Annotated in this window: 17 protein-coding genes and 1 tRNA gene; 10 read left to right on the forward strand and 8 right to left on the reverse strand. The window is 67.3% G+C overall.

Translation table 11 applies throughout. The annotated features are described in order from the left end of the window. Positions 1 to 11: 11 nt before the first annotated feature. Positions 12 to 88, forward strand: a tRNA-Pro gene (locus tag AC1DF4_RS17175). Positions 89 to 144: 56 nt separating this feature from the next. Here AC1DF4_RS17175 and AC1DF4_RS17180 read toward each other — a convergent pair. Together AC1DF4_RS17180 and AC1DF4_RS17185 are read right to left on the reverse strand one after the other, a co-directional pair. Next, complete coding sequence (locus AC1DF4_RS17180) at positions 145 to 741, reverse strand: adenylate kinase (RefSeq protein ID WP_476914068.1); 597 nt, start codon at positions 739 to 741, stop codon at positions 145 to 147. Between the two features lie 154 nt (positions 742 to 895). Continuing rightward, positions 896 to 1,765: an Fpg/Nei family DNA glycosylase gene (locus AC1DF4_RS17185; protein ID WP_476914018.1), complete on the reverse strand. Its 870-nt coding sequence runs from the start codon at positions 1,763 to 1,765 to the stop codon at positions 896 to 898. A 145-nt stretch (positions 1,766 to 1,910) separates the two neighbouring features. Between AC1DF4_RS17185 and gcvH the strand changes: the two genes are divergently transcribed. The 5 genes from gcvH to AC1DF4_RS17210 all read left to right on the forward strand — a co-directional run bounded on the left by gcvH (position 1,911) and on the right by AC1DF4_RS17210 (position 5,029). Further along, entirely contained in the window at positions 1,911 to 2,297 is a 387-nt protein-coding gene (gcvH, locus tag AC1DF4_RS17190) for a glycine cleavage system protein GcvH (RefSeq protein WP_224049232.1), read from the forward strand. Between the two features lie 153 nt (positions 2,298 to 2,450). Beyond that, positions 2,451 to 2,927, forward strand: coding sequence for an FHA domain-containing protein (locus AC1DF4_RS17195; protein ID WP_476914019.1), 477 nt, complete (start codon positions 2,451 to 2,453; stop codon positions 2,925 to 2,927). A 23-nt stretch (positions 2,928 to 2,950) separates the two neighbouring features. After that, the gene (ftsR, locus tag AC1DF4_RS17200) at positions 2,951 to 3,667 is read left to right on the forward strand and encodes a transcriptional regulator FtsR (protein ID WP_476914020.1); all 717 of its coding nucleotides are present in this window, start codon (positions 2,951 to 2,953) and stop codon (positions 3,665 to 3,667) included. Then, a complete protein-coding gene (locus AC1DF4_RS17205; protein ID WP_426976985.1) occupies positions 3,667 to 4,170 on the forward strand; it encodes a bifunctional nuclease family protein in 504 nt (167 codons plus the stop codon). The genes ftsR and AC1DF4_RS17205 overlap by 1 nt, the downstream gene beginning before the upstream one ends. A gap of 262 nt (positions 4,171 to 4,432) precedes the next feature. Further along, positions 4,433 to 5,029, forward strand: coding sequence for a MerR family transcriptional regulator (locus AC1DF4_RS17210; protein WP_346924652.1), 597 nt, complete (start codon positions 4,433 to 4,435; stop codon positions 5,027 to 5,029). Between the two features lie 129 nt (positions 5,030 to 5,158). Here the strand turns inward: AC1DF4_RS17210 and AC1DF4_RS17215 are convergent, their stop codons facing one another. Next, entirely contained in the window at positions 5,159 to 6,010 is an 852-nt protein-coding gene (locus AC1DF4_RS17215; RefSeq protein WP_476914021.1) for a ParA family protein, read from the reverse strand. A 335-nt stretch (positions 6,011 to 6,345) separates the two neighbouring features. Between AC1DF4_RS17215 and AC1DF4_RS17220 the strand changes: the two genes are divergently transcribed. After that, on the forward strand, positions 6,346 to 9,741 hold the full coding sequence (locus AC1DF4_RS17220) for a pyruvate carboxylase (RefSeq protein WP_476914022.1): 3,396 nt from the start codon (positions 6,346 to 6,348) through the stop codon (positions 9,739 to 9,741). Between the two features lie 175 nt (positions 9,742 to 9,916). Here AC1DF4_RS17220 and AC1DF4_RS17225 read toward each other — a convergent pair whose 3' ends face one another. Next, positions 9,917 to 11,737 carry an AMP-dependent synthetase/ligase gene (locus AC1DF4_RS17225; RefSeq protein WP_476914023.1) on the reverse strand — a complete coding sequence of 607 codons (1,821 nt, stop codon included), beginning with the start codon at positions 11,735 to 11,737 and terminating at the stop codon, positions 9,917 to 9,919. A gap of 232 nt (positions 11,738 to 11,969) precedes the next feature. On the opposite strand from AC1DF4_RS17225, the gene AC1DF4_RS17230 reads away from it, so the two are divergent. Then, entirely contained in the window at positions 11,970 to 13,073 is a 1,104-nt protein-coding gene (locus AC1DF4_RS17230) for an ROK family glucokinase (protein WP_476865366.1), read from the forward strand. On the opposite strand, the gene AC1DF4_RS17235 is transcribed toward AC1DF4_RS17230, so the two are convergent. The 3 genes from AC1DF4_RS17235 to AC1DF4_RS17245 are packed head-to-tail and all read right to left on the reverse strand — an operon-like array spanning position 13,070 to position 15,358. Next, a complete protein-coding gene (locus tag AC1DF4_RS17235; RefSeq protein ID WP_476914024.1) occupies positions 13,070 to 13,756 on the reverse strand; it encodes a hypothetical protein in 687 nt (228 codons plus the stop codon). The two genes, AC1DF4_RS17230 and AC1DF4_RS17235, sit on opposite strands and share 4 nt — an antisense overlap. Continuing rightward, positions 13,749 to 14,552 (reverse strand): alpha/beta hydrolase, encoded by an 804-nt coding sequence (locus AC1DF4_RS17240; protein ID WP_476914025.1) that lies wholly within the window; start codon positions 14,550 to 14,552, stop codon positions 13,749 to 13,751. The genes AC1DF4_RS17235 and AC1DF4_RS17240 overlap by 8 nt, the downstream gene beginning before the upstream one ends. Then, the gene (locus tag AC1DF4_RS17245) at positions 14,549 to 15,358 is read right to left on the reverse strand and encodes an alpha/beta hydrolase (protein ID WP_476914026.1); all 810 of its coding nucleotides are present in this window, start codon (positions 15,356 to 15,358) and stop codon (positions 14,549 to 14,551) included. The genes AC1DF4_RS17240 and AC1DF4_RS17245 overlap by 4 nt, the downstream gene beginning before the upstream one ends. A 111-nt stretch (positions 15,359 to 15,469) precedes the next feature. On the opposite strand from AC1DF4_RS17245, the gene AC1DF4_RS17250 reads away from it, so the two are divergent. Continuing rightward, positions 15,470 to 16,213, forward strand: coding sequence for a lysophospholipid acyltransferase family protein (locus AC1DF4_RS17250; protein WP_476914027.1), 744 nt, complete (start codon positions 15,470 to 15,472; stop codon positions 16,211 to 16,213). A 154-nt stretch (positions 16,214 to 16,367) separates the two neighbouring features. Next, complete coding sequence (locus AC1DF4_RS17255; RefSeq protein ID WP_476914069.1) at positions 16,368 to 17,741, forward strand: class II 3-deoxy-7-phosphoheptulonate synthase; 1,374 nt, start codon at positions 16,368 to 16,370, stop codon at positions 17,739 to 17,741. A gap of 97 nt (positions 17,742 to 17,838) precedes the next feature. On the opposite strand, the gene AC1DF4_RS17260 is transcribed toward AC1DF4_RS17255, so the two are convergent. Continuing rightward, positions 17,839 to 19,965: a Stk1 family PASTA domain-containing Ser/Thr kinase gene (locus AC1DF4_RS17260; protein ID WP_476914070.1), complete on the reverse strand. Its 2,127-nt coding sequence runs from the start codon at positions 19,963 to 19,965 to the stop codon at positions 17,839 to 17,841. Positions 19,966 to 20,052: the final 87 nt, after the last annotated feature.

The following is a 20,052-nucleotide window of genomic DNA, read 5'->3' on the forward strand; positions in this document are numbered from 1 at the left end:
GGCGGAACCAGCGGGCTGTAGCGCAGCTTGGTAGCGCACTTGACTGGGGGTCAAGGGGTCGCAGGTTCAAATCCTGTCAGCCCGACCATAGAAACAGCAGGTCAGAGGCCGTTTCCGGAGAAATCCGGAAGCGGCCTTTGCTGTTTAACCGGCCGTGGCGGCATCGGGCATCGCCTCGGGGAAGGACTCACGGAGTGCCGCAAGCAGCCGGCCGAAGATGTCATCCTCGCTTCCCAGGCCGTCGACGCTCAGGAGGATCCCGCGCTGTAAGTAGGCGGAGGCCACCGGCGCTGTCTCCTGCTGGTAGAGCTCCAAACGGTGCCGGATGACGTCCTCGGTATCGTCGCTGCGTCCGGTCATGGCGGCGCGGTGGAGCAGCCGCCGGACGAGTTCGGCGTCGTCAACCCGCAATTGCAGGGCAACGTCCAGCTCCTGCCCGCTGGCGGCAAGGATGACGTCGAGTTCAGCCAGCTGTGCCGTGTTTCGGGGATACCCGTCCAGGAGGAACCCGGCCTTGACGTCGCTCTGGTTCAGGCGTTCACGCACCACACGGTTCGTCAGGGTGTCGGGCACCAGGTCGCCCGCATCCAGATGCCCCCTGACTTCCCGGCCCAGCGGCGTCTGGTTCTTCACGTGGTCACGGAAAACCTCTCCGGTGGACACCCCGGTGATGCCGAGGCGCCGGGACAGTCGCTCGGCCTGGGTGCCCTTGCCGCACCCCGGGGGACCCATAATCAGCATTCGCATCGTTGAGGCAACTCCCTATGGCGGCGTACACAAGCGTCCTTGTATCGTGTCCGCCCGGAGGCGCCAGCGCAAGGGAGCTGGGAACGACGGCGGGCTCCACACCCTGCACGCCCGCGCCTATTCGGGAAGCGCCTATTTCAGAAAGCGCCTATTTCAGGAACCGGGACGTCCGGCGGTCCGCGAGAATCTTTCCTTTGGTCTGGCAGGTCGGACAGTACTGCAGGGCCGTATCCGCAAACGACACTTCCCGAACCGTGTCACCACACACCGGGCATGCTTCGCCGGTGCGGCCGTGGACCCTCATGTGGCTCCGCTTGGCGTCCTTGAGTTCATTCGGCGCTTTGCCGTGGGCCTCCTGCAGGGCTGTCCCAAGAATGCTGTGGATGGCGTCGTAGAGGACCTGCACTGCGTCCCGGTCCAAAGACTTGGCAATCGCGAAGGGCGACAACCGTGCGGCGTGCAGGATCTCGTCGCTGTAGGCGTTGCCGATCCCGGCGATCACGCTCTGGCTCCTCAGGACACCCTTGATCTGCTGGGAACTGGCACCGAGAATCGCGGCCAGGGCATCGACGTCGAACCCGGGACTGAACGGGTCGGGTCCCAGTGCGGCGATTCCAGGGACGTCGGACGGGTCCCGGACCACGTACACCGCGAGGCTCTTCTTGGTGCCGGCCTCGGTCAGGTCGAGACCGAGCGGGCCGGAGCTCCCGGAAAAGGACAGCCGCGCCGCCAGGTAGCCCTTGCCCATTTTTAGCGGTGTCCCGGTGGGCGCGTCGGTGAAGCGGACCCAGCCGGCCCGGGCCAGATGGAAGACAAAATACAGCCCGTCGGCTTCCAGGCTGACGAACTTCCCAAAGCGGCGCACTCCCGTCACGGCTCTGCCCTCCAGCCCGGAAAAAGGGGGATCGGCGGTTTTGAGGACCGCGAAGGAGACGATCTGGACCTTGCTGACCACAGTCCCGAGCAGGTGCCCGGCCAGATAGTCCGTCAGCGCAGCTACCTCCGGAAGCTCGGGCATTCCCGGCCTGTTTCGGCTTGTTCAGTCATCGCTTCATCATGGCAGAATCCTCCCCGGGCAGGGCCGGATATGCCTATACTTTCACCGGCGGACAGTTCACCTGCCCGCCGAAGACAATGGTGATTGACCCGATGAAAGGCCCGTCATGAGCATCATTCCCGAAGAGCTGTCCTACACCGCAGAACACGAGTGGGTTTCAGCCCCGAACGCAGACGGCGTCGTGCGCGTGGGCATCACCGATTTTGCCCAGGACGCGCTGGGGGACGTCGTCTACGCCCAGATGCCGGAGGCCGGCACCACGATCAAGGCAAACGACGTCGTCGGTGAGGTCGAGTCCACCAAGAGCGTCAGCGACATCTACGCCCCCGTTTCCGGTGAAGTAGTGTCCCGCAACGAGGCCTTGGACACCGATTCCGCCCTGATCAATTCAGATCCCTACGGCGAGGGCTGGCTGATGGAAATAAAGCTTGCGGAGGCCGACGCGGTCGAGTCGCTCCTCAGTGCATCGGAGTACGAACAGCAGGTAGGCTAAAGCAAAGGCCTTTTCGGGCCGGGCAGTTGGAACACGCCGTGGGAAAACCCGGCAGAAGACGCCCATCGAGAAGGCTGAATTCCGGATTTGCCACGCTTTCCGGACGGCATGCGTTGTTTGCAGGGGGGACACCTGCAGCGAATGGAGGAATCAATGTTTGGGCACGAACGCAACAACACCGGTGACGGTTTTGGCACGGGTGGAGTGAAAGCTTCGGAGACCACGTCGATCAACCTCACCCCTGTCCGCGATGAACCCACCATCACCCCGAAGCTTTCGGCTGAGGAGCGGACCGCTGTTGAGGCGCTGCCGTACGGCTCTGCCCTGCTGGTGGCGCACAGCGGACCCAACATGGGCGCCCGTTTCCTGCTGGACTCGGACACCACGACGGCGGGTCGGCACCCGGATGCCGACATCTTCCTCGACGACGTCACGGTGTCTCGCCGTCACGTCGAGTTCCGCCGCACGGCGCGCAGCTTCGAAGTCGTGGACACGGGCAGCCTGAACGGCACCTACGTCAACCACGACCGGGTCGACAGTGTGGAACTGAAGTCCGGCAACGAAGTGCAGATCGGAAAGTTCCGCCTTACCTTCTACCTGAGCCCTGCCCGCGCAGCAGGCAACGTCTGATTCCGGGGTAGCTGCCTGTGGCCATGGCACACGCGGAACGACGCGGACCCCAGGTTCTGAACATCGGGGAAGTCTTGGCTCAGTTGAGCGATGAATTCCCGAGCATGACCGCGTCGAAAATCCGGTTCCTTGAGGAAAAGGGACTGATCAACCCCCAGCGGACCCCTGCCGGCTACCGGCAGTACGCCGAGAGCGACGTCGAGCGGCTGCGCTTTGTGCTGTCCCTCCAGCGGGACCAGTACCTGCCGCTAAAAGTCATCAAGGATTATCTTGATGCGATCGACCGCGGAGAACGCCCCGACAACCTGCCCCCGGGCGTCACGGTCTCGCCGCGGATTGTCTCCGAGGAATTGGCGTCCGAACTGCAGAACCGGGTCCGTCGGCTCAGCGAGGAACAGCTCCGGGCCGAATCCGGCGCGAGCGTGCCCCTGGTTGAATCGCTCCTGAGTTTCGGCCTGATTGGCCATGTCAACGGAAAATTCGATGAGAACGCCCTCCAGGTGGCACGCGCCTGCGTCCAGCTGGAGAACCACGGCCTGGAGCCGCGGCACCTGCGGCCCTTCCAGGCCGCCGCCGAGCGCGAGTTCGGACTCGTGGAGCGTGCGGTGGCCACCCTGACTTCCCGCAAGGATGCCGCGTCCCACGCCCGGGCCGCCGAGGCGGCCCGGGAGATCAGCGAGCTGTGCCTGACGCTGCACCGGGCCCTGGTCCAGGACCGCATCTCAAGGATGGACATCTGATGATTGAGGTGGAGATCGTAGGCGTGCGGATTGAACTTCCGTCCAATCAGCCGCTGGTCCTGCTCAAGGAGATCCACGGGGAGCGGCACGTGCCGATCTGGATCGGCACGCCGGAGGCCAGCGCCATCGCACTGGCCCAGCAGGGGGTCGTTCCGCCGCGCCCCATGACGCACGACCTGCTGGTCGACGTCGTCGAGTCCCTCGGCCACAGCATTGTCAGCGTCAACATCGTGGCTGTGGAGGACAACATCTTCTATGGACAGCTCCAGTTCGAGAACGGGACCACCGTCAGTTCCCGCGCCTCTGATGCGCTGGCGCTTGCCCTTCGCGCCAAATGCCGGATCTGGTGCGCCGACGCCGTGATGGAAGAGGCCGGCGTCCGCATCACCGAACACGACGAGGGCGAAGACACCCACCCGGGTCCCGCCGTCGACGAAGAAGGGGAACTGCGCCGTTTCCGCGAGTTCCTCGACGACGTCGAGCCTGAGGATTTCGCGGGTTAACGCTTCGCCAACGTTAAAGTTGAGGATGAAAGTTTCGACACGCCCCGGCAATACCTCGAACGTCTTTGACCTTGGGCCCCGTCAGGCCTAACGTCAGAAGTACAAGTTCCCATTGCACGCAACAGCCGCTCAGGTCACACTGGAAGGTGCAGCCCCGGCAGAATTACACGGATGAATTTTATCCATCCGTGGAATGGTTTAGCCAGGGATGGCCGGTTGTAGCTGCATTTTCCGCAGGGGAGCCAAGACGAGGAGGATCCACGTGAGTCCGAAAGGCGAAGCAGGCGAGCTCAAGCAGCCCGCGACGGCTGGTGTAGCTGTGCCCGCTAGCGGTGCCCAGGGCCTGCTGTTCACCGAGGATCTCCCTGTCCTGGACGAGGACGCGGGCTACCGCGGTCCTACCGCCTGCAAAGCGGCCGGCATCACGTACCGCCAGCTGGACTACTGGGCACGCACCGGGCTGGTGGAGCCCGCCGTCCGCGGCGCCGCCGGCTCAGGCTCCCAGCGCCTCTACGGTTTCCGCGACATCCTGGTCCTCAAAGTCGTCAAGCGTCTCCTGGATACCGGCGTTTCACTGCAGCAGATCCGCACCGCCGTCGAGCACCTCCGGGAGCGCGGCGTCGAAGATCTCGCCCAGATCACCCTGATGAGCGACGGTGCCAGCGTGTACGAATGCACTTCCGCGGACGAAGTCATCGACCTCGTCCAGGGCGGACAGGGTGTCTTCGGCATCGCCGTCGGCCGGGTCTGGCGGGAAGTGGAAGGCAGCCTCGCGGCCCTTCCCAGCGAACACGCCAGCGACCAGTCGTTTCCCGACGACGAACTCAGCAAGCGCCGGGCCGCCCGCAAAATCGGGTAGGCTGCGGCCCCAGGAATAAACCAACGGAGAAGGCCGCCTTCCCTAAGGAAGGCGGCCTTCGCCGTGCATGCCACACTGCGCGGCGCGGTATTTGAGGGTGCGGTACCTGCGGGCACCGAGCGAACACTTCTAGCGGTGCACGCGCTCCCGGACCGGAGCGCCAGTTTGCCCGCCGTCCGTGGCCAGCAGGTTCGCCAGCAGCGCGTCGAACAGGGCAGCGGCGTTCTTTGCCGAATCCCCCGGCCAGTGGTGGATGGAGTGGGCGGCACCCTGGATCTGCTGCCAGTTGGCCTGCTCCGGGATGTGCGGGGCCAGCAGCAGCCCGCCAAACATGGCCTCCATCTCCGAGAGTCGGAACGTGTGCTCCGCGGAACCCGTGCGCACCCGGTTGGCGACAATGCCTGCAGGGGAGAGGTTCGGGGCGAATTCCTGGCGGAACAGCTGGATGGCGCGCATGGTGCGTTCCGTGCCTGCGACCGAGAAGAGCCCGGGTTCGGCGACGAGGGTGACCTTGTCACTGGCGGACCAGGCCATCCTGGTGAGCCCGTTCAACGACGGCGGGCAATCCACAAGGACCAGCTCGTAGTTCTGTGCGCCGGCCAGCACCGTGGAGAGCCGGCGCAGGTCGCGGCGGCCCAGGTCGGGGCGGTCGTAGATGCCGGTGTACGCGGAGCCGACGGCGACGTCAAGGACGGGTGCCGCAGTGCCGGCGGGGGCTCCGCCGTTCGCGGCCGCCCGTTCCACCCAGCCGCTGGGGACCACGTTGTCGGCCAGCTTGGCCCGCCGGGGAGCCTTGAGCATCCGGCCGATGTCCAGCTGGTCTCCCGGCCGGACTCCGAGGGCCGTACTCGCATCCGCGTGGGGATCAAGATCGACGACGAGGGTGGGGATGCCGGCGGCCAGTGCCGCGGACGCCAAACCAGTGGTCACCGATGTCTTGCCGACACCGCCTTTGAGGCTGCTGATGCTGACTACTTGCACTTGAAAAACCAATACCTAACGCCGGTTGCCGGGACGGGGTCCTGCCGGCTCCTGCGTTCTCCGGAGCCGGGGCGTGCATGCGCCACCCACCTCTTCATCATATGTTGCCGCCCTGCCGAAACCCGCCTCATCCGATGCCGGGGCGGCAGATGATGGATAAGCTTCAATCGGGGCCGGATCCGCCCCTGCCTGATGTACCTGCCTGATGTACGTGCCTAATCCGGCATACGTGACGCCGGTCTCTGTGACGGTCGCCACAATAATTTGTGTTTGCCCGTTACGGTCTTGGACACTGTGACCAATTACCGATACACCCGCGATGATGCAGGAGAAGTATGTTTTCGAAGATTCTGGTGGCCAATCGCGGCGAAATCGCGATCCGTGCCTTCCGCGCCGGCTACGAACTTGGCGCCAAGACCGTAGCCGTCTTCCCGCATGAGGACCGCAACTCCATCCACCGCCAGAAGGCCGACGAGGCTTATCTGATCGGTGAAGAGGGCCACCCGGTGCGCGCCTACCTCGACGTCGACGAGGTGGTCCGCGTCGCGAAGGAGGCCGGGGCCGATGCCATCTACCCCGGTTACGGCTTCCTCTCCGAAAACCCGCGCCTGGCCCGCGCCGCCGCCGCGGCCGGCATCACCTTCGTGGGCCCGCCCGCCGAAGTGCTCGAACTCGCCGGCAACAAGGTCGCAGCACTCGAAGCTGCCCGCAAGGCCGGCGTTCCGGTGCTGAAGTCCAGCCAGCCGTCGAAGGACCTCGACGAACTGATCGCGGCGGCCGACGAGATCGGCTTCCCCATTTTCGCCAAGGCCGTCGCTGGCGGCGGCGGGCGCGGCATGCGCCGCGTCGACACCCGCGAGGCACTGCCGGAGGCCCTGCAGGCTGCCATGCGCGAAGCCGACGCAGCCTTCGGCGACCCCACCATGTTCCTGGAGCAGGCCGTCCTGCGCCCCCGCCACATCGAGGTCCAGATCCTGGCGGATGCGGAGGGCAACGTGATGCACCTCTTCGAACGCGACTGCTCCATCCAGCGCCGCCACCAGAAGGTCATCGAGATCGCCCCCGCGCCGAACCTTGACGAAGGCATCCGGCAGGCGCTGTACCGCGACGCCGTGAAGTTCGCCAAGGCACTGAACTACGTCAACGCCGGCACCGTCGAATTCCTCGTCGACACCGTGGGGGAGCGGGCCGGCCAGCACGTCTTCATCGAAATGAACCCGCGCATCCAGGTCGAGCACACCGTCACCGAGGAAGTCACCGACGTCGACCTGGTCCAGGCGCAGCTGCGCATCGCCGCCGGCGAGACCCTCGCCGACCTCGGCCTGTCCCAGGAGACGGTCCAGCTCAAGGGCGCAGCCCTGCAGTGCCGCATCACCACGGAGGACCCGGCCAACGGCTTCCGGCCCGACGTCGGCAAGATCACCGGGTACCGTTCGGCCGGCGGCGCCGGCGTGCGGCTCGACGGCGGAACCGTCTACTCCGGTGCCGAGATCAGCCCGCACTTCGACTCGATGCTGGTCAAGCTGACCTGCCGCGGCCGCGAGTACCCGGCCGCCGTGGCCCGGGCCCGCCGTGCCCTCGCCGAGTTCCGCATCCGCGGCGTCTCCACCAACATCTCCTTCCTGCAGGCCGTGCTGGACGACGCCGACTTCATCGCGGGCAACGTGGCCACCTCGTTCATTGACGAACGCCCCGAACTGCTCAAGGCCAGGGTGTCCGCGGACCGCGGCACCAAGCTGCTGACCTGGCTCGCCGATGTCACCGTGAACAAGCCCAACGGCGAGCTCACGGTCCACAGCGATCCCGCCGCCAAGCTCCCCGCCCTGGACGACGCCGCTGCCCAGCCGGGCTCCCGCCAGCGGCTGCAGGAGCTGAGCCCGGAAGGCTTCGCGGCTGCCCTGCGCGCGCAGGACGCCGTCGCCGTCACGGACACCACATTCCGTGACGCCCACCAGTCCCTGCTCGCCACCCGGGTCCGCACCCGCGACCTGGTGGCTGCCGGCCCCGCGGTCTCCAAGCTCCTCCCGGAACTGCTCTCCGTCGAGGCGTGGGGCGGTGCCACGTACGACGTCGCCCTGCGCTTCCTCGGCGAGGATCCCTGGGACCGGCTCGCTGCGCTGCGCAAGGCGCTGCCGAACGTGTGCCTGCAGATGCTCCTCCGCGGCCGCAACACGGTCGGCTACACCCCGTACCCGGAGGAGGTCACGGTGGCCTTCGTGAACGAGGCCGCCGCCACCGGCATCGACATCTTCCGCATCTTCGACGCGCTCAACGACGTCAACCAGATGGCCCCGGCCATCCGCGCCGTCCGCGAGACCGGCACGGCCGTCGCGGAAGTGGCCCTCTGCTACACCGCCGACATGCTGGACCCGGAGGAGACGCTCTACACCCTGGACTACTACCTGGAGCTGGCGCAGAAGATCGTCGACGCCGGCGCGCACATCCTGGCGATCAAGGACATGGCCGGCCTGCTGCGTCCCGCCGCCGCGGCCCGGCTCGTCACGGCGCTGCGTGAACGCTTCGACCTCCCGGTGCACCTGCACACGCACGACACCGCGGGCGGGCAGCTGGCAACACTGCTGGCCGCCGTCGACGCCGGCGTGGACGCCGTGGACGTGGCCTCGGCGTCGCTGGCCGGCACCACCAGCCAGCCCTCCGCCTCCGCTCTGGTCGCGGCCCTGGCCCACACGCCCCGCGACACGGGCCTCAGCCTGGCCAGTGTCTGTGCCCTGGAACCGTACTGGGAAGCCGTACGCCGGGTCTATGCACCCTTCGAATCCGGGCTCCCGGGCCCCACCGGGCGCGTGTACCAGCACGAGATCCCGGGAGGCCAGCTCTCCAACCTGCGCCAGCAGGCAATCGCACTGGGACTCGGTGAGCGCTTCGAGGCCATCGAGGACATGTACACCGCGGCGGACCGCATCCTCGGCCGGCTCGTGAAGGTCACGCCGTCCTCCAAGGTCGTCGGCGACCTCGCCCTGCACCTGGTGGGCCTCAATGCCGACCCCGCCGACTTCAACGAGAATCCGCAGAAATACGACATCCCGGATTCCGTGATCGGGTTCCTGTCCGGTGAACTGGGCGATCCGCCCGGAGGCTGGCCGGAACCGTTCCGCACCAAGGCACTGCAGGGCCGTACGGTCAAGGTCCGCGACGTCGAGCTCAGCGCCGAGGACAGCGCCGCCCTCAAGTCCGACTCCAAGACTGTGCAGCAGACCCTCAACCGGCTGCTCTTCGCAGGCCCCACCAAGGACTACCAGAAGAGCGTCGAGACCTACGGGAACCTCTCGGTCCTGGACACCCGCGACTACCTCTTCGGGCTGCAGCGCGGCGCCGAGCACGAGATCGAGCTGGAAAAGGGCGTCAACCTGATCGCCTCGCTCGAAGCGGTCTCCGAGCCGGACGAGAAGGGCATGCGCACCGTAATGTGCACGCTCAACGGACAGTCCCGCCCGGTGGTGGTCCGCGACCGTTCCGTGGTCAGCAACGTCAAGGCCGCCGAACGCGCCGACACCTCCCAGCCGGGCCACGTCGCGGCACCGTTCGCCGGCGCCGTCACGCTGACCGTCAAGTCCGGTGAGGCGGTTAAGGCCGGCGACACGGTCGCAACGATCGAGGCCATGAAGATGGAAGCATCCATCACGACGCCGGTCGCCGGCACTGTCTCACGCCTCGCCGTCGGCGCGATCGAACAGGTCCAGGGCGGGGACCTGCTGCTCGTCGTGGAATAGAAGCCACGCAACGCAACACCGGACAACACGGCACGACAACGAAGAAGGGTCCTTCCGGCCGAGGCTGGAGGGACCCTTCTTCTTAAGGCAACGAGGGGTTCTACTTAAAGCAACGCGGGGTCAGATGCCGCCCATCCGGACCGGCGGCAAGTGACCCCGCGTTGCTGTGCTGCTGTTAGACCTGGGTGGGACGCGGGGCGCCGTACATTTCCTCGATGACGTTCTCGAAGTCCTTCATCACCTGGGCGCGCTTGACCTTCATCGACGGCGTCAGGTGCCCGGAGGCTTCCGTGAAGTCGGCGGGCACGATCCGGAAGGATTTGATCGCCTCGGCCTGGGACACCGACTGGTTGGCGCCGTTGATGAGTTCCTGCACAGCGGCCTTGACCACCGCGTTGTCGGTGGCTTCGGCAAGGGTTGTCGAGGCGGGCAGGCCGTGGCGGTGCAGCCAGCCGGGCAGGGCCTCCTCGTCGAGGGTGACCAGCGCGCCGATGAAGGGGCGGTTGTCACCCACCACGAGCACCTGGGACACCAGCGCGTCGGCGCGGATCTGGTCTTCCAGCAGGGCCGGCACCACGTTCTTGCCGCTGGCAGTGACGATGATTTCCTTCTTGCGGCCCGTGATGGTCAGGAACCCCTGGTCATCGAGCTGTCCGATGTCGCCCGTGCGGAACCAGCCGTCCTCGAAGGACTCGGTGGAGAGGTCATCACGCTTGTAATAGCCGCGCATGACGCACACGCCCTTGGCGAGGATCTCGCCGTCGTCGGCGATTTTTACGGCGTTGCCGGGAATCGGGGCGCCGACGGTGCCGATCTTGATCAGCTCCGGCGTGTTCACCGTGACGGGGGCCGTGGTCTCGGTCAGACCGTAGCCCTCCAGGATCTGCATGCCGATGCCCTGGAAGAAGTGCCCCAGCCGCTCGCCCAGCGGGCCGCCGCCGGAGACGGCGTGTGCCACCTCGCCGCCCATGGCGGCGCGGAGCTTGCTGTAGACGAGCTTGTCGAAGAGGGTGTGCTTGAGCTTGAGGCCCAGGCCCACCTTGCCGGCCTGGCGGGCGCGGGAGAACTCGATCGCGGTGTCAGCGGCGCGGTGGAAGATGGCGCCCTTGCCACCGTCCTCCGCCTTGGTGAGGGCCGAATTGTAGACCTTCTCGAAGACGCGCGGCACCGCGAGGATAAAGGTCGGCTTGTAGCTCTGCAGGTCCGGCAGGAGGTTTTTGATGTCGGGCGTGTGCGCCACGGTCACGCCGGCGGCCACGGCGAGCACCGAGATGAACCGCGCGAAAACGTGGGCGAGCGGCAGGAACATGATGGTCCTGGCCTGCTCGTGGACGATCTTGTTCAGCGAGGTGGCCAGGGCGTTTTCGGAGAGTTCAACGAAGTTGCCGTGGGTCAGCTCGCAGCCCTTCGGCCGGCCGGTGGTGCCCGAGGTGTAGATGATCGTGGCGAGGTCCGCGAGGGATGCCTGGCTGCGCCGGGCCTCGAGTTCTTCGTCGCTGACGGCCGCACCGGCGGCGCGGACCTCGTCGAGGCCGGCCCCCTCGAGCTGCCACACGTGCGCCAGGTCGGTGAGGTCTTCAGAGGTGGCGGCCTGGCGGATGATGTTCTCGTGGTGGGCGGACTCGCCGAAGGCGGCGACGGCGCCGGAATCGCCCAGGTTCCAGGCAACCTGCGAGGGGGAGGAGGTCTCATAGATCGGCACGGAGACGGCGCCGGCGAACCAGATGGCGAAATCAATGAGCGCCCATTCGTACCGTGTGCGGGACATGATGCCTACCCGGTCGCCGGCAGCGACGCCGCTGGCCATCAGGCCCTTGGCGAGCAGCGAAACATCGGCCAGGAAATCGGTGGCCCGGATGTCCTGCCACTGGCCGGCGGCGTCGAGGCGGGAGAACAGGGCCGGGTTGGAGGCCTTGGCGGCCTGGCGCAGGACCAGGTCCGTGACGTTCGATTCCGGGGGGACGTTGACCAGGGGCGGGACACTGATTTCTCGCACGTTAGCTCCTTTGATATCCATAGACCCGCGAGGGGTACGACTAACACTAGTATGTGGTTCAAGGCATGTGTGTTCCACCACACCTACTGGCGAGTAACATTACCGTTTGGTGGACGCCGCTGCAGCCTGACGAGCAGCGGCTGGGCAGTGGAACCCGCCGGCCGACGGCCCTATGGTGCGGCCCGGTGGTGCGGCCAGTGCGGGGGCGCTCCGGCGAATAGGATGGGGAACCATGCACACACCTACACCCGGACAGCAGCCCGGCCCGTACCGCAGGACAGCAGCCTGGCGCCGCCGGGCCTTTGCCGGATCTGCCGCCGGCGCGGCCGCCGGGCCGGCCGCGCAGGGGTTCCGCGAGCATCTGCGGCTGGGCCGGAAGGGCCTCGCCATCGGGGTGGACATTGGCGGCACCAAGGTGGCGGCCGGCGTCGTCGACGCGGAGGGCAGGATCCTCTCCCAGGCCAAGCGCTCCACTCCGGGCAATGACCCCCGGGCGGTCGAACAGGTCATTGTTGAGCTCGTCGAGGAGCTCGGCGCGGGCCACCGGATCTGGTCCGTCGGGATTGGCGCAGCCGGCTGGATGGACCTCGACGGCGGCACCGTGCTGTTCAGCCCGCATCTGGCGTGGCGCAACGAACCCCTCCGGGACAACCTGCAGCGCCTGCTGCGCAGGCCTGTGCTGCTGACCAACGATGCCGATGCGGCCGGCTGGGCGGAATGGCGCTTCGGCGCAGGGCAGGGCCAGAACCGCCTGGTCTGCATCACGCTCGGAACCGGAATCGGCGGTGCCATGGTGATGGACGGGCGCTTGGAACGCGGACGGTTCGGTGTGGCCGGGGAATTTGGCCACCAGATCATCATGCCCGGCGGCCACCGCTGCGAGTGCGGCAACCGGGGCTGCTGGGAGCAGTACGCGTCCGGCAACGCGCTCGGCCGGGAAGCCCGGGAACTTGCCGCCGCCAACTCCCCGGTGGCCCAGGAACTTCTCAAAGCGGTGGACGGCAACGTGGAGCGCATCACCGGAGTGATAGTCACTGAGCTGGCCAAGGCCGGGGACCCGACTTCCCGTGAGCTGCTCGAAGATGTCGGCGAGTGGCTCGGACTTGGCCTGGCCAACCTCGCGGCCGCGCTGGATCCGGGCAAGTTCGTGATCGGCGGCGGACTCTGCGATGCCGGCGAACTGCTGGTCGGCCCGGCTCGGAAGGCCTTCGCCCGGAACCTGACCGGTCGGGGCTTCCGGCCTGCGGCGGAAATCGAGCTGGCGGCCCTTGGCCCGAATGCGGGCCTGATCGGGGCTGCGGACCTGTCCCGGGTCAGCAGCCGCATGCACAGCTAGAGGCGCGCGCCGTCGTCGTGCTCGTCTTTTTCGCCCGGCAGCTTCATGATCAGAAAGACCACCGACGCCGCGAAGGCTGCCACCATGCCGAGGATGGCCAGCAGCGGGGCGGAGCGCCAGAACATTGCGGACATCAGGAGCGCCACGGGACCGCCCACCGCCCCCAGCCATGCCAGTACGGTCATCGGGTCGGCCCCGGCGAGGCTGGGCGGCTCCTCTGGCACGAACTCGCCGGGGATGAACGGGTCGTCGTCCTCGGCGTCAAAGTCCCGCGGCCCGGGGCCAGTCTCCCGGCCATCCGCTCCGGCCGCGTTGGCTGTGGCCCTCCCGGCCGCCTGGCTCTGCGCCAGCCGCTCCTCGGCGGAGAGTTCGACCGGCGCCTTGGTGGAAAGGCCCAGCGGGTCGAAGTCGCTGAAGGGCCGTGGGGCTGCAGGGCTGTCGACGCGCGGGCCATCCGTCGGGGATGCCTCCGGGCGCGCCACGTCGTCCCCGCCGGCGTTGTCGTCCTTGCAGTCCTTGCCGTCCTTGCCGTCCGTGGCTTCCCGGACTTCCGGGGTCCCGGGGCCAGCGCCCGGGTCCCTTCCCTCCAGCCTCGCGACCAGGTCAAGCCAGACCGCGTCGTCCTGGTTGGCACGGGAATCCGATGAATCGGGGTCGGGAGAGTTGGAATCCGGTCTAGTCATCTGCCGTGTCCTTCTGGCTGGCGTGGGCAGCGTCCGGAGTGCTTCCCGCAGCCAGTGACCGGATGAATTCGGCCGAGCCACGGAAGATTTCGGGCGCATCGTTGTCCATCGTAGCGACGTGGTAGCTGTTTTCGAGCCGGATCACCTCCAGCGGGGCGTGGGTCAGCCCGCGGCGCAGGGCCCGCATGCTCGAGTCGGAGACCACATGGTCCACCGTGGACCGGTAGACCCGCACCGGCGCGGTGACCCGGGGGAGCAGCCGCACGGTGTCCTTGAACATCTTGTTCAGCTCGTTCGCGGCGGCGACCGGCGTCCGGGAGTAGGCCCCCTCGTCGATGCCCTCCTTCAGGATGTCGTTGGCGATCGCGGGGGTGCTCTTGACCACGAATTTGAGGATGCCCGCCAGCGGTGCCCGGGGATCGTCGATGACGAGTCCGGGATTGACGAGCACAACGCCGGCGACCGGACGGTTGGCGGCGATCCGCAGCGCCAGCGCCCCGCCCATGGACAGGCCGGCCACGACCACTTGCTCGCATTCCGCGGCGAGCTCAAGGTAGGCGGCGTCAATCGCCGCGTGCCAGGCCTGCCAGCGCGTCCGGGCAAGATCCTGCCAGCTGGTGCCGTGCCCTGGCAGCAGCGGCATCCGCACGGCGTAGCCGGCGTTGGCCAGCGACGTGCCCCAGTCCCTGACGCCGTGCGGGCTGCCGGTAAAGCCGTGCGAGATCACGACACCGGTGCGGGGCCCGGTTCCGGTGAACGGGCTGCTGAACGGTGTGTGGTCCGGGGGGAGTGTCATGGGGTCTCCGGGGTCGTGGCGGGCCGGCCCGGTGAGGGCGCGGAGGCTGCGTGCTGCAGGAAGAACTGGACGGACTGCCCGAAGATCAGGGGAGCATCGACGTCGAGCGTGGCAACATGGCCGCTGTTCGGCAAACTGACCACCTGAAGCTCCCGCGACCTGAGCCGCTTCCGCAGCAGCTCCATTGAGGACGGCGGAACCACGATGTCGGTCGCGGATTTGAAGACCAGCGCCGGAGCGGTGACGGCCGGCAGATCGCGCAGCGCCGCCTTGAAGAGCCGGCTCAGCTGGTGCACGGCCTCCAGCGGGGTGAGCGAGTAGTCACCGTCCTCGGTGGTGACGGGCGTCGGGTTCGGCTCCTGGACCGGAACCGTGGTGCGCTGGACGTGCTTCAGCAGGCCGATGTAGCGCACCCGGCGGTCGTAGAAGCTCAGTCCCGGGTTGACGACGGCGACGCCGGCGACGTGGTGGCGGGCCGCGGTGCGCAGGGCTATGGTCCCGCCCATGGAGAGCCCCGCCACGTAGCAGTACCGGGTTTTTGCGGCGAGTTCCAGATAGGAGTCCTCGAAGGCCCGGTACCAGTCCTGCCAGCCGTGGCGGGCCAGGTCGCGCCAGTCCGTGCCATGGCCGGGGAGCAGCGGGACGGACACAGCGAAGCCCTGCCGGGCCAGGTGCTCGGCCCACGGAAGGACACTCAGGGGGCTGCCGGTGAAGCCGTGGCAGATGGCCACACCGATGCCCGCGTTGCCGCCGTGGCCGGGATAACTGAACGCTGCGGGCGCCAGGGGAGTGCTGCTTCCGGTCATGTGCCCATCGTGTCACTGTTCCCGATAAAACTCACTAGAGTAGGGTGTCATTGAAGTCCTGGCCGGGTCCGATGCAGGGCCGGCCAGACGCTTTCCGGAGAGGTACACCACGTGTTTTATTGGTTCATGAAGACCTTCGTTCTGGGGCCGGTGCTGAAGACGCTTTTCAGGCCCTGGGTCAAGGGCCTGGACAACGTTCCCGCGGAGGGCGCCGCCATTCTGGCATCCAACCACCTCTCCTTCTCCGACTCCATTTTTATGCCGCTGATGGTGCCCCGTCCGGTCGTGTTCCTCGCGAAATCGGAGTACTTCACCGGCAAGGGGATCAAGGGCCGGCTGACGGCCACCTTTTTCCGGCTCACCAACCAGCTGCCCATGGACCGCTCCGGCGGGGCGGCATCAGCCCTCTCGCTGAACGCCGGCATGGACGTGCTGAAGGACGGCTCGCTCCTGGGCATCTACCCCGAAGGCACCCGCAGCCCGGACTCCCGGCTGTACCGCGGCAAGGTGGGGGTGGCGCGGCTGGCACTGCAGGCCCGCGTCCCCGTGATTCCGGTCGCAATGATCGGCACGGACAAGGTCCAGCCGATTGGCAAGCGGATGCCCAACATCCGCCGGATCGGGATGATCTTCGGCGAGCCGCTGGACTTCAGCCGGTACTACGGCATGGAGGATGACCGGCTGATCCAGCGCTCCGTGACCGACGAGATCATGTATGAACTGATGCGGCTCTCCGGACAGGAATACGTCGACGAGTACGCCGCCGTCGTCAAGCTCCGGCTTGCCGGCAAGGCCACAGAGGTCCCCGAGGACGGCTCCGCCGGAGCAGGTCCGGCCGCGCCCGGCACTGTGTGACCGAAGCGTGTGACGGAACCGGCGCAGTCAATGACGCCGCAGGGCCGACGATCGCCACCGGGGCAACTATCCTTAGAAGGTGACTGAGTTATCTGCGCCTTCGGCCTCCCCCCTGAACAGTTCCCTGAGCGGCCCGCCCCTGGCGGGGTCCGCACTGACCAGCACCGCACTGACCAGCACCGCCCAGAGCGGTGCGGCGAACTATCCCGGCCTGGACCACTGGCGGGAGCTTCCTGCCTCCCAGCAGCCGAACTGGTCGGATAAGTCCGTCTTCGAATCCTCGGTCAAGGAACTTTCCGTCCTCCCGCCGCTCGTCTTCGCCGGCGAAGTGGACATCCTGCGCGAACGGCTCGCCGCCGCCGCACAGGGAAAGGCGTTCCTGCTCCAGGGCGGCGACTGCGCCGAAACCTTCGAGGCCGCGACGGCGGACAAGATCAGCGCCCGCGTCCGCACGATCCTCCAGATGGCGGTGGTCCTGACCTACGGCGCGGCGATGCCCGTCATTAAGATGGGCCGCATGGCCGGGCAGTTCGCCAAGCCGCGTTCTTCCAACGACGAGACCCGCGAAGGCGTCACGCTGCCGGCATACCGCGGCGACATCGTCAACGGCTACGACTTCACGCCGGAATCCCGCGCGCACGACGCCGGCCGGATGCTCAAGGCGTACCACACCTCGGCTTCCACCCTGAACCTGATCCGCGCGTTCACCCAGGGCGGCTTCGCTGACCTCCGGCTCGTCCACCAGTGGAACAAGGGCTTCACGGAAAACCCCGCCCACGCACGCTACGAATCGCTGGCACGGGACATCGACCGCGCCATCAAGTTCATGGCGTCCTGCGGCGCGGATTTCGAGGCGCTCAAGCGGGTGGAGTTCTACGCCAGCCACGAAGCCCTGCTGCTTGACTACGAACGGGCCCTGACCCGGATCGACTCGCGCACCGGCTTCCCCTACGACACGTCCGCGCACTTCCTGTGGATCGGTGAGCGCACGCGCGAACTGGACCACGCGCATGTCGATTTCCTCTCACGGGTGCGCAACCCGATCGGCGTCAAGCTGGGGCCGGGCACCAGCGGCGACGACGCGCTGCGCCTGATCGACAAGCTGGATCCGGACCGCGAGCCCGGCCGCCTTACCTTCATCACCAGGATGGGCGCGGGCAACATCCGCGAGAAGCTTCCCCCGATCGTGGAGCGCGTCACCGCGTCCGGCGCCCAGGTCCTCTGGGTGACCGACCCCATGCATGGCAACACGGTCACGTCGCCGAACGGCTACAAGACCAGGAACTTCGACGACGTCATTGATGAGGTCCGCGGGTTCTTCGAGGTCCACCATGCGCTCGGCACAGTCCCCGGTGGCCTGCACGTCGAGATGACCGGCGACGACGTGGCCGAGTGCCTTGGCGGCGCGGATCCCGTGGACCAGGAGGCGTTCCTGGACCGCTACGAATCGGTCTGCGATCCCCGGCTGAACCACATGCAGTCCCTGGAGATGGCCTTCCTGGTGGCAGGGGCCCTGTCCAAGCGCTAGAGGCGACCGGACCCGGAGGGTCCGCCCGGCAAAAAGCTCCGCCCCGGCTGCATCAGCCGGGGCGGAGCTGTTTGTCGCGGGGTGCGGGCGGGGACCGTCAGACCACGGTCAGCGTGACGACGGAGCCTTCCGGGACGCTCGTGTTCACCGGGTCCTGGGCGCGGACCGTACCAAAGAATCCGCCGAGGATGTTGTCGATTTTGACCGTGAAGCCGAGTTCCTCAAGGGCCTTCTGCGCTTCGGCGGCCTGCTTGCCGATGAAGCTTGGCACTTCAACGAGCTTCGGTCCCTTGGAGATGGTGAGCGTCACCGATCCGCCCTTGGTCAGATTGCCGGAGGCCGGATCCTGCGCCACGACCGCGCCCTTGGGCACCTTCCGGTCGTGGACGGTTTCATCGGCGACCACGGCTTTAAGCCCGGCAGCTTCGATGGCCGCGACCGCGTCTGCCTGCTTCTGGCCGCGCACGTCCGGCACCGGAATGGGCTGCGGTCCCTTGGAGACAGTGAGGTCCACGGGGGTGCCGTGCCGGACTGGGTTGCCGCTGCGCGGTGCCTGCGCCAGGACCGTCCCGGCGGCCGCGGATTCATCGAAGGTCTCGGAGATGTTGCCCAGTGCCATGCCCGCGCCGTTGAGGGCCGTCTTGGCCTCGTCCAGGGACTTTCCGGTCAGCTCTGGCAGGGGGAACAGCTCGGGGCCCTTGGAGACAGCGAGGGACACCGGCTGGAACTTCCGGATGACCTCCCCGGCAGCGGGCTCAGAGGCAACCACCAGTCCGGGGGCGACATCGTCGTCGAAAACGTCTTTGGTGGTGGACTGGAACCCCGCAGTGCGGAGCAGCTGCTGTGCCTCGGCCACGGTCTTGTTCGCGAGTTCCGGGATCGTGCCGGGGGAGCCCGGCCCCATCCCGAAGAACCAGCCCGCCCCTCCGGCCAGCAGTGCAGCGATGACGAGGACGAGGATCCAGAGCAGTCCGCGGCGCCGGGGGTTGCCCTCGCGCAGGCTCCGGACCGGCGTGGCCGCGGCGCGCTGGCGGGCCTTCTCCTCGTCGCGGTCGTGTTTGCGCTGCGCGCGTTTGCCGGCCGGAACGGCGGAAGCTCCGCCGTCGTCGTCGCCGTCGTCGTAGTAGCCTGCCGCGTACGGTGCTTCGTCCGGCGCGGACAGCGGGCCGTAGCCGGGGTGGCGGGGTGCCGCGGACATCACGGTGGTCGGGTTGTTGCCGCGCGCGATGAATTCCGTGGGCTGCTGCCGGGCGCCGATGACTTCGGTGGCGCCGTTGGCGGCGAGCGGATCCGGGGCGCCGCCGGGGCGTCCGGCCGGCGGAAGCGGCACGGCCGGCAGGGCCGGACGCGCGGCCGGGGGCTGCAGGTCCAGTTCGGCGTCGCTCAGGTTGCGCCGGATGTGCCGGAGTTCGGAGAGCAGGGCGTTGCCGTCGACGGGGCGCTTGTCGGGGTCATTGGCGGTGCACCACTGCACCAGCTCATCGATTTCGGCGGCGAGGCCCGGAACCTGCTCCGAGGGGGCGCCGACGGCCGAATTGACGTGCTGGTAGGCGACCTGGATGGGTACCTCGCCGTCGAACGGCTGCCGGCCGGTAATCATCTCGTAGAGCATGATCCCGACCGAGTAGATGTCACTGCGCGCGTCCGCCTGGCGGCCAAGCACGAGTTCGGGGGAGAGATACGCGACAGTGCCGATCAGCGCGCCGGTGCTGGTCGACGTCGAAATGGCGCGGGCCAGCCCGAAGTCGCCGAGCTTGATGCGCCCGTTGTCGGCAATCAGCACGTTCTCGGGTTTGATGTCGCGGTGGATGAGGCCGGCGTCGTGGGCCGCACCGAGCCCCTCGACGACGGGGTCGATCAGCGCAAGTGCCAGGCGCGGAGGGAGAGCGCCTTTGTCCCTGAGGACGTCGCGCAGGGTGTGGCCCTTGATGTACTCCATCACCAGGTAGGCCACCCGGTCGTCCTCGCCCTGGTCCAGAACTCCCACGACGTGCGGGTGCGACAGCCGGGCGGCAGCTTTGGCCTCGCGGCCCAGCCGGTCAAGGAACTGGGGGTCGCCGGTCATGTGGGGGTGCAGCACTTTCAGCGCCACATCACGCTCCAGCCGGCGGTCGGTGGCCACGTAGACCGTGGACATCCCGCCGCTGGCGAGCCTGGACTGAATCAGGTACCGGCCATCCACCAGGGTGCCAACAAGAGGGTCCGACGAGTAATCCTGCACTATACGATCCTAATCGCTGCACGGAAACGGGTCCGAATCCACCTGCGATTCGGACCCGTTTCGTTATCCGTCGGGGCTTGGCCAGTGCGG

It is taken from the genome of Arthrobacter sp. 05N429, assembly GCF_056397045.1.

Excerpts from the sequence above, each read along its gene's own strand:
- AC1DF4_RS17180 (WP_476914068.1), bottom strand. The coding sequence starts at position 741 with ATGCTGATTATGGGTCCCCCGGGGTGCGGCAAGGGCACCCAGGCCGAG.
- AC1DF4_RS17185 (WP_476914018.1), bottom strand. The coding sequence starts at position 1,765 with ATGCCCGAGCTTCCGGAGGTAGCTGCGCTGACGGACTATCTGGCCGGG.
- gcvH (WP_224049232.1), top strand. The coding sequence starts at position 1,911 with ATGAGCATCATTCCCGAAGAGCTGTCCTACACCGCAGAACACGAGTGG.
- AC1DF4_RS17195 (WP_476914019.1), top strand. The coding sequence starts at position 2,451 with ATGTTTGGGCACGAACGCAACAACACCGGTGACGGTTTTGGCACGGGT.
- ftsR (WP_476914020.1), top strand. The coding sequence starts at position 2,951 with ATGGCACACGCGGAACGACGCGGACCCCAGGTTCTGAACATCGGGGAA.
- AC1DF4_RS17205 (WP_426976985.1), top strand. The coding sequence starts at position 3,667 with ATGATTGAGGTGGAGATCGTAGGCGTGCGGATTGAACTTCCGTCCAAT.
- AC1DF4_RS17220 (WP_476914022.1), top strand. The coding sequence starts at position 6,346 with ATGTTTTCGAAGATTCTGGTGGCCAATCGCGGCGAAATCGCGATCCGT.
- AC1DF4_RS17230 (WP_476865366.1), top strand. The coding sequence starts at position 11,970 with ATGCACACACCTACACCCGGACAGCAGCCCGGCCCGTACCGCAGGACA.
- AC1DF4_RS17235 (WP_476914024.1), bottom strand. The coding sequence starts at position 13,756 with ATGACTAGACCGGATTCCAACTCTCCCGACCCCGATTCATCGGATTCC.
- AC1DF4_RS17240 (WP_476914025.1), bottom strand. The coding sequence starts at position 14,552 with ATGACACTCCCCCCGGACCACACACCGTTCAGCAGCCCGTTCACCGGA.
- AC1DF4_RS17245 (WP_476914026.1), bottom strand. The coding sequence starts at position 15,358 with ATGACCGGAAGCAGCACTCCCCTGGCGCCCGCAGCGTTCAGTTATCCC.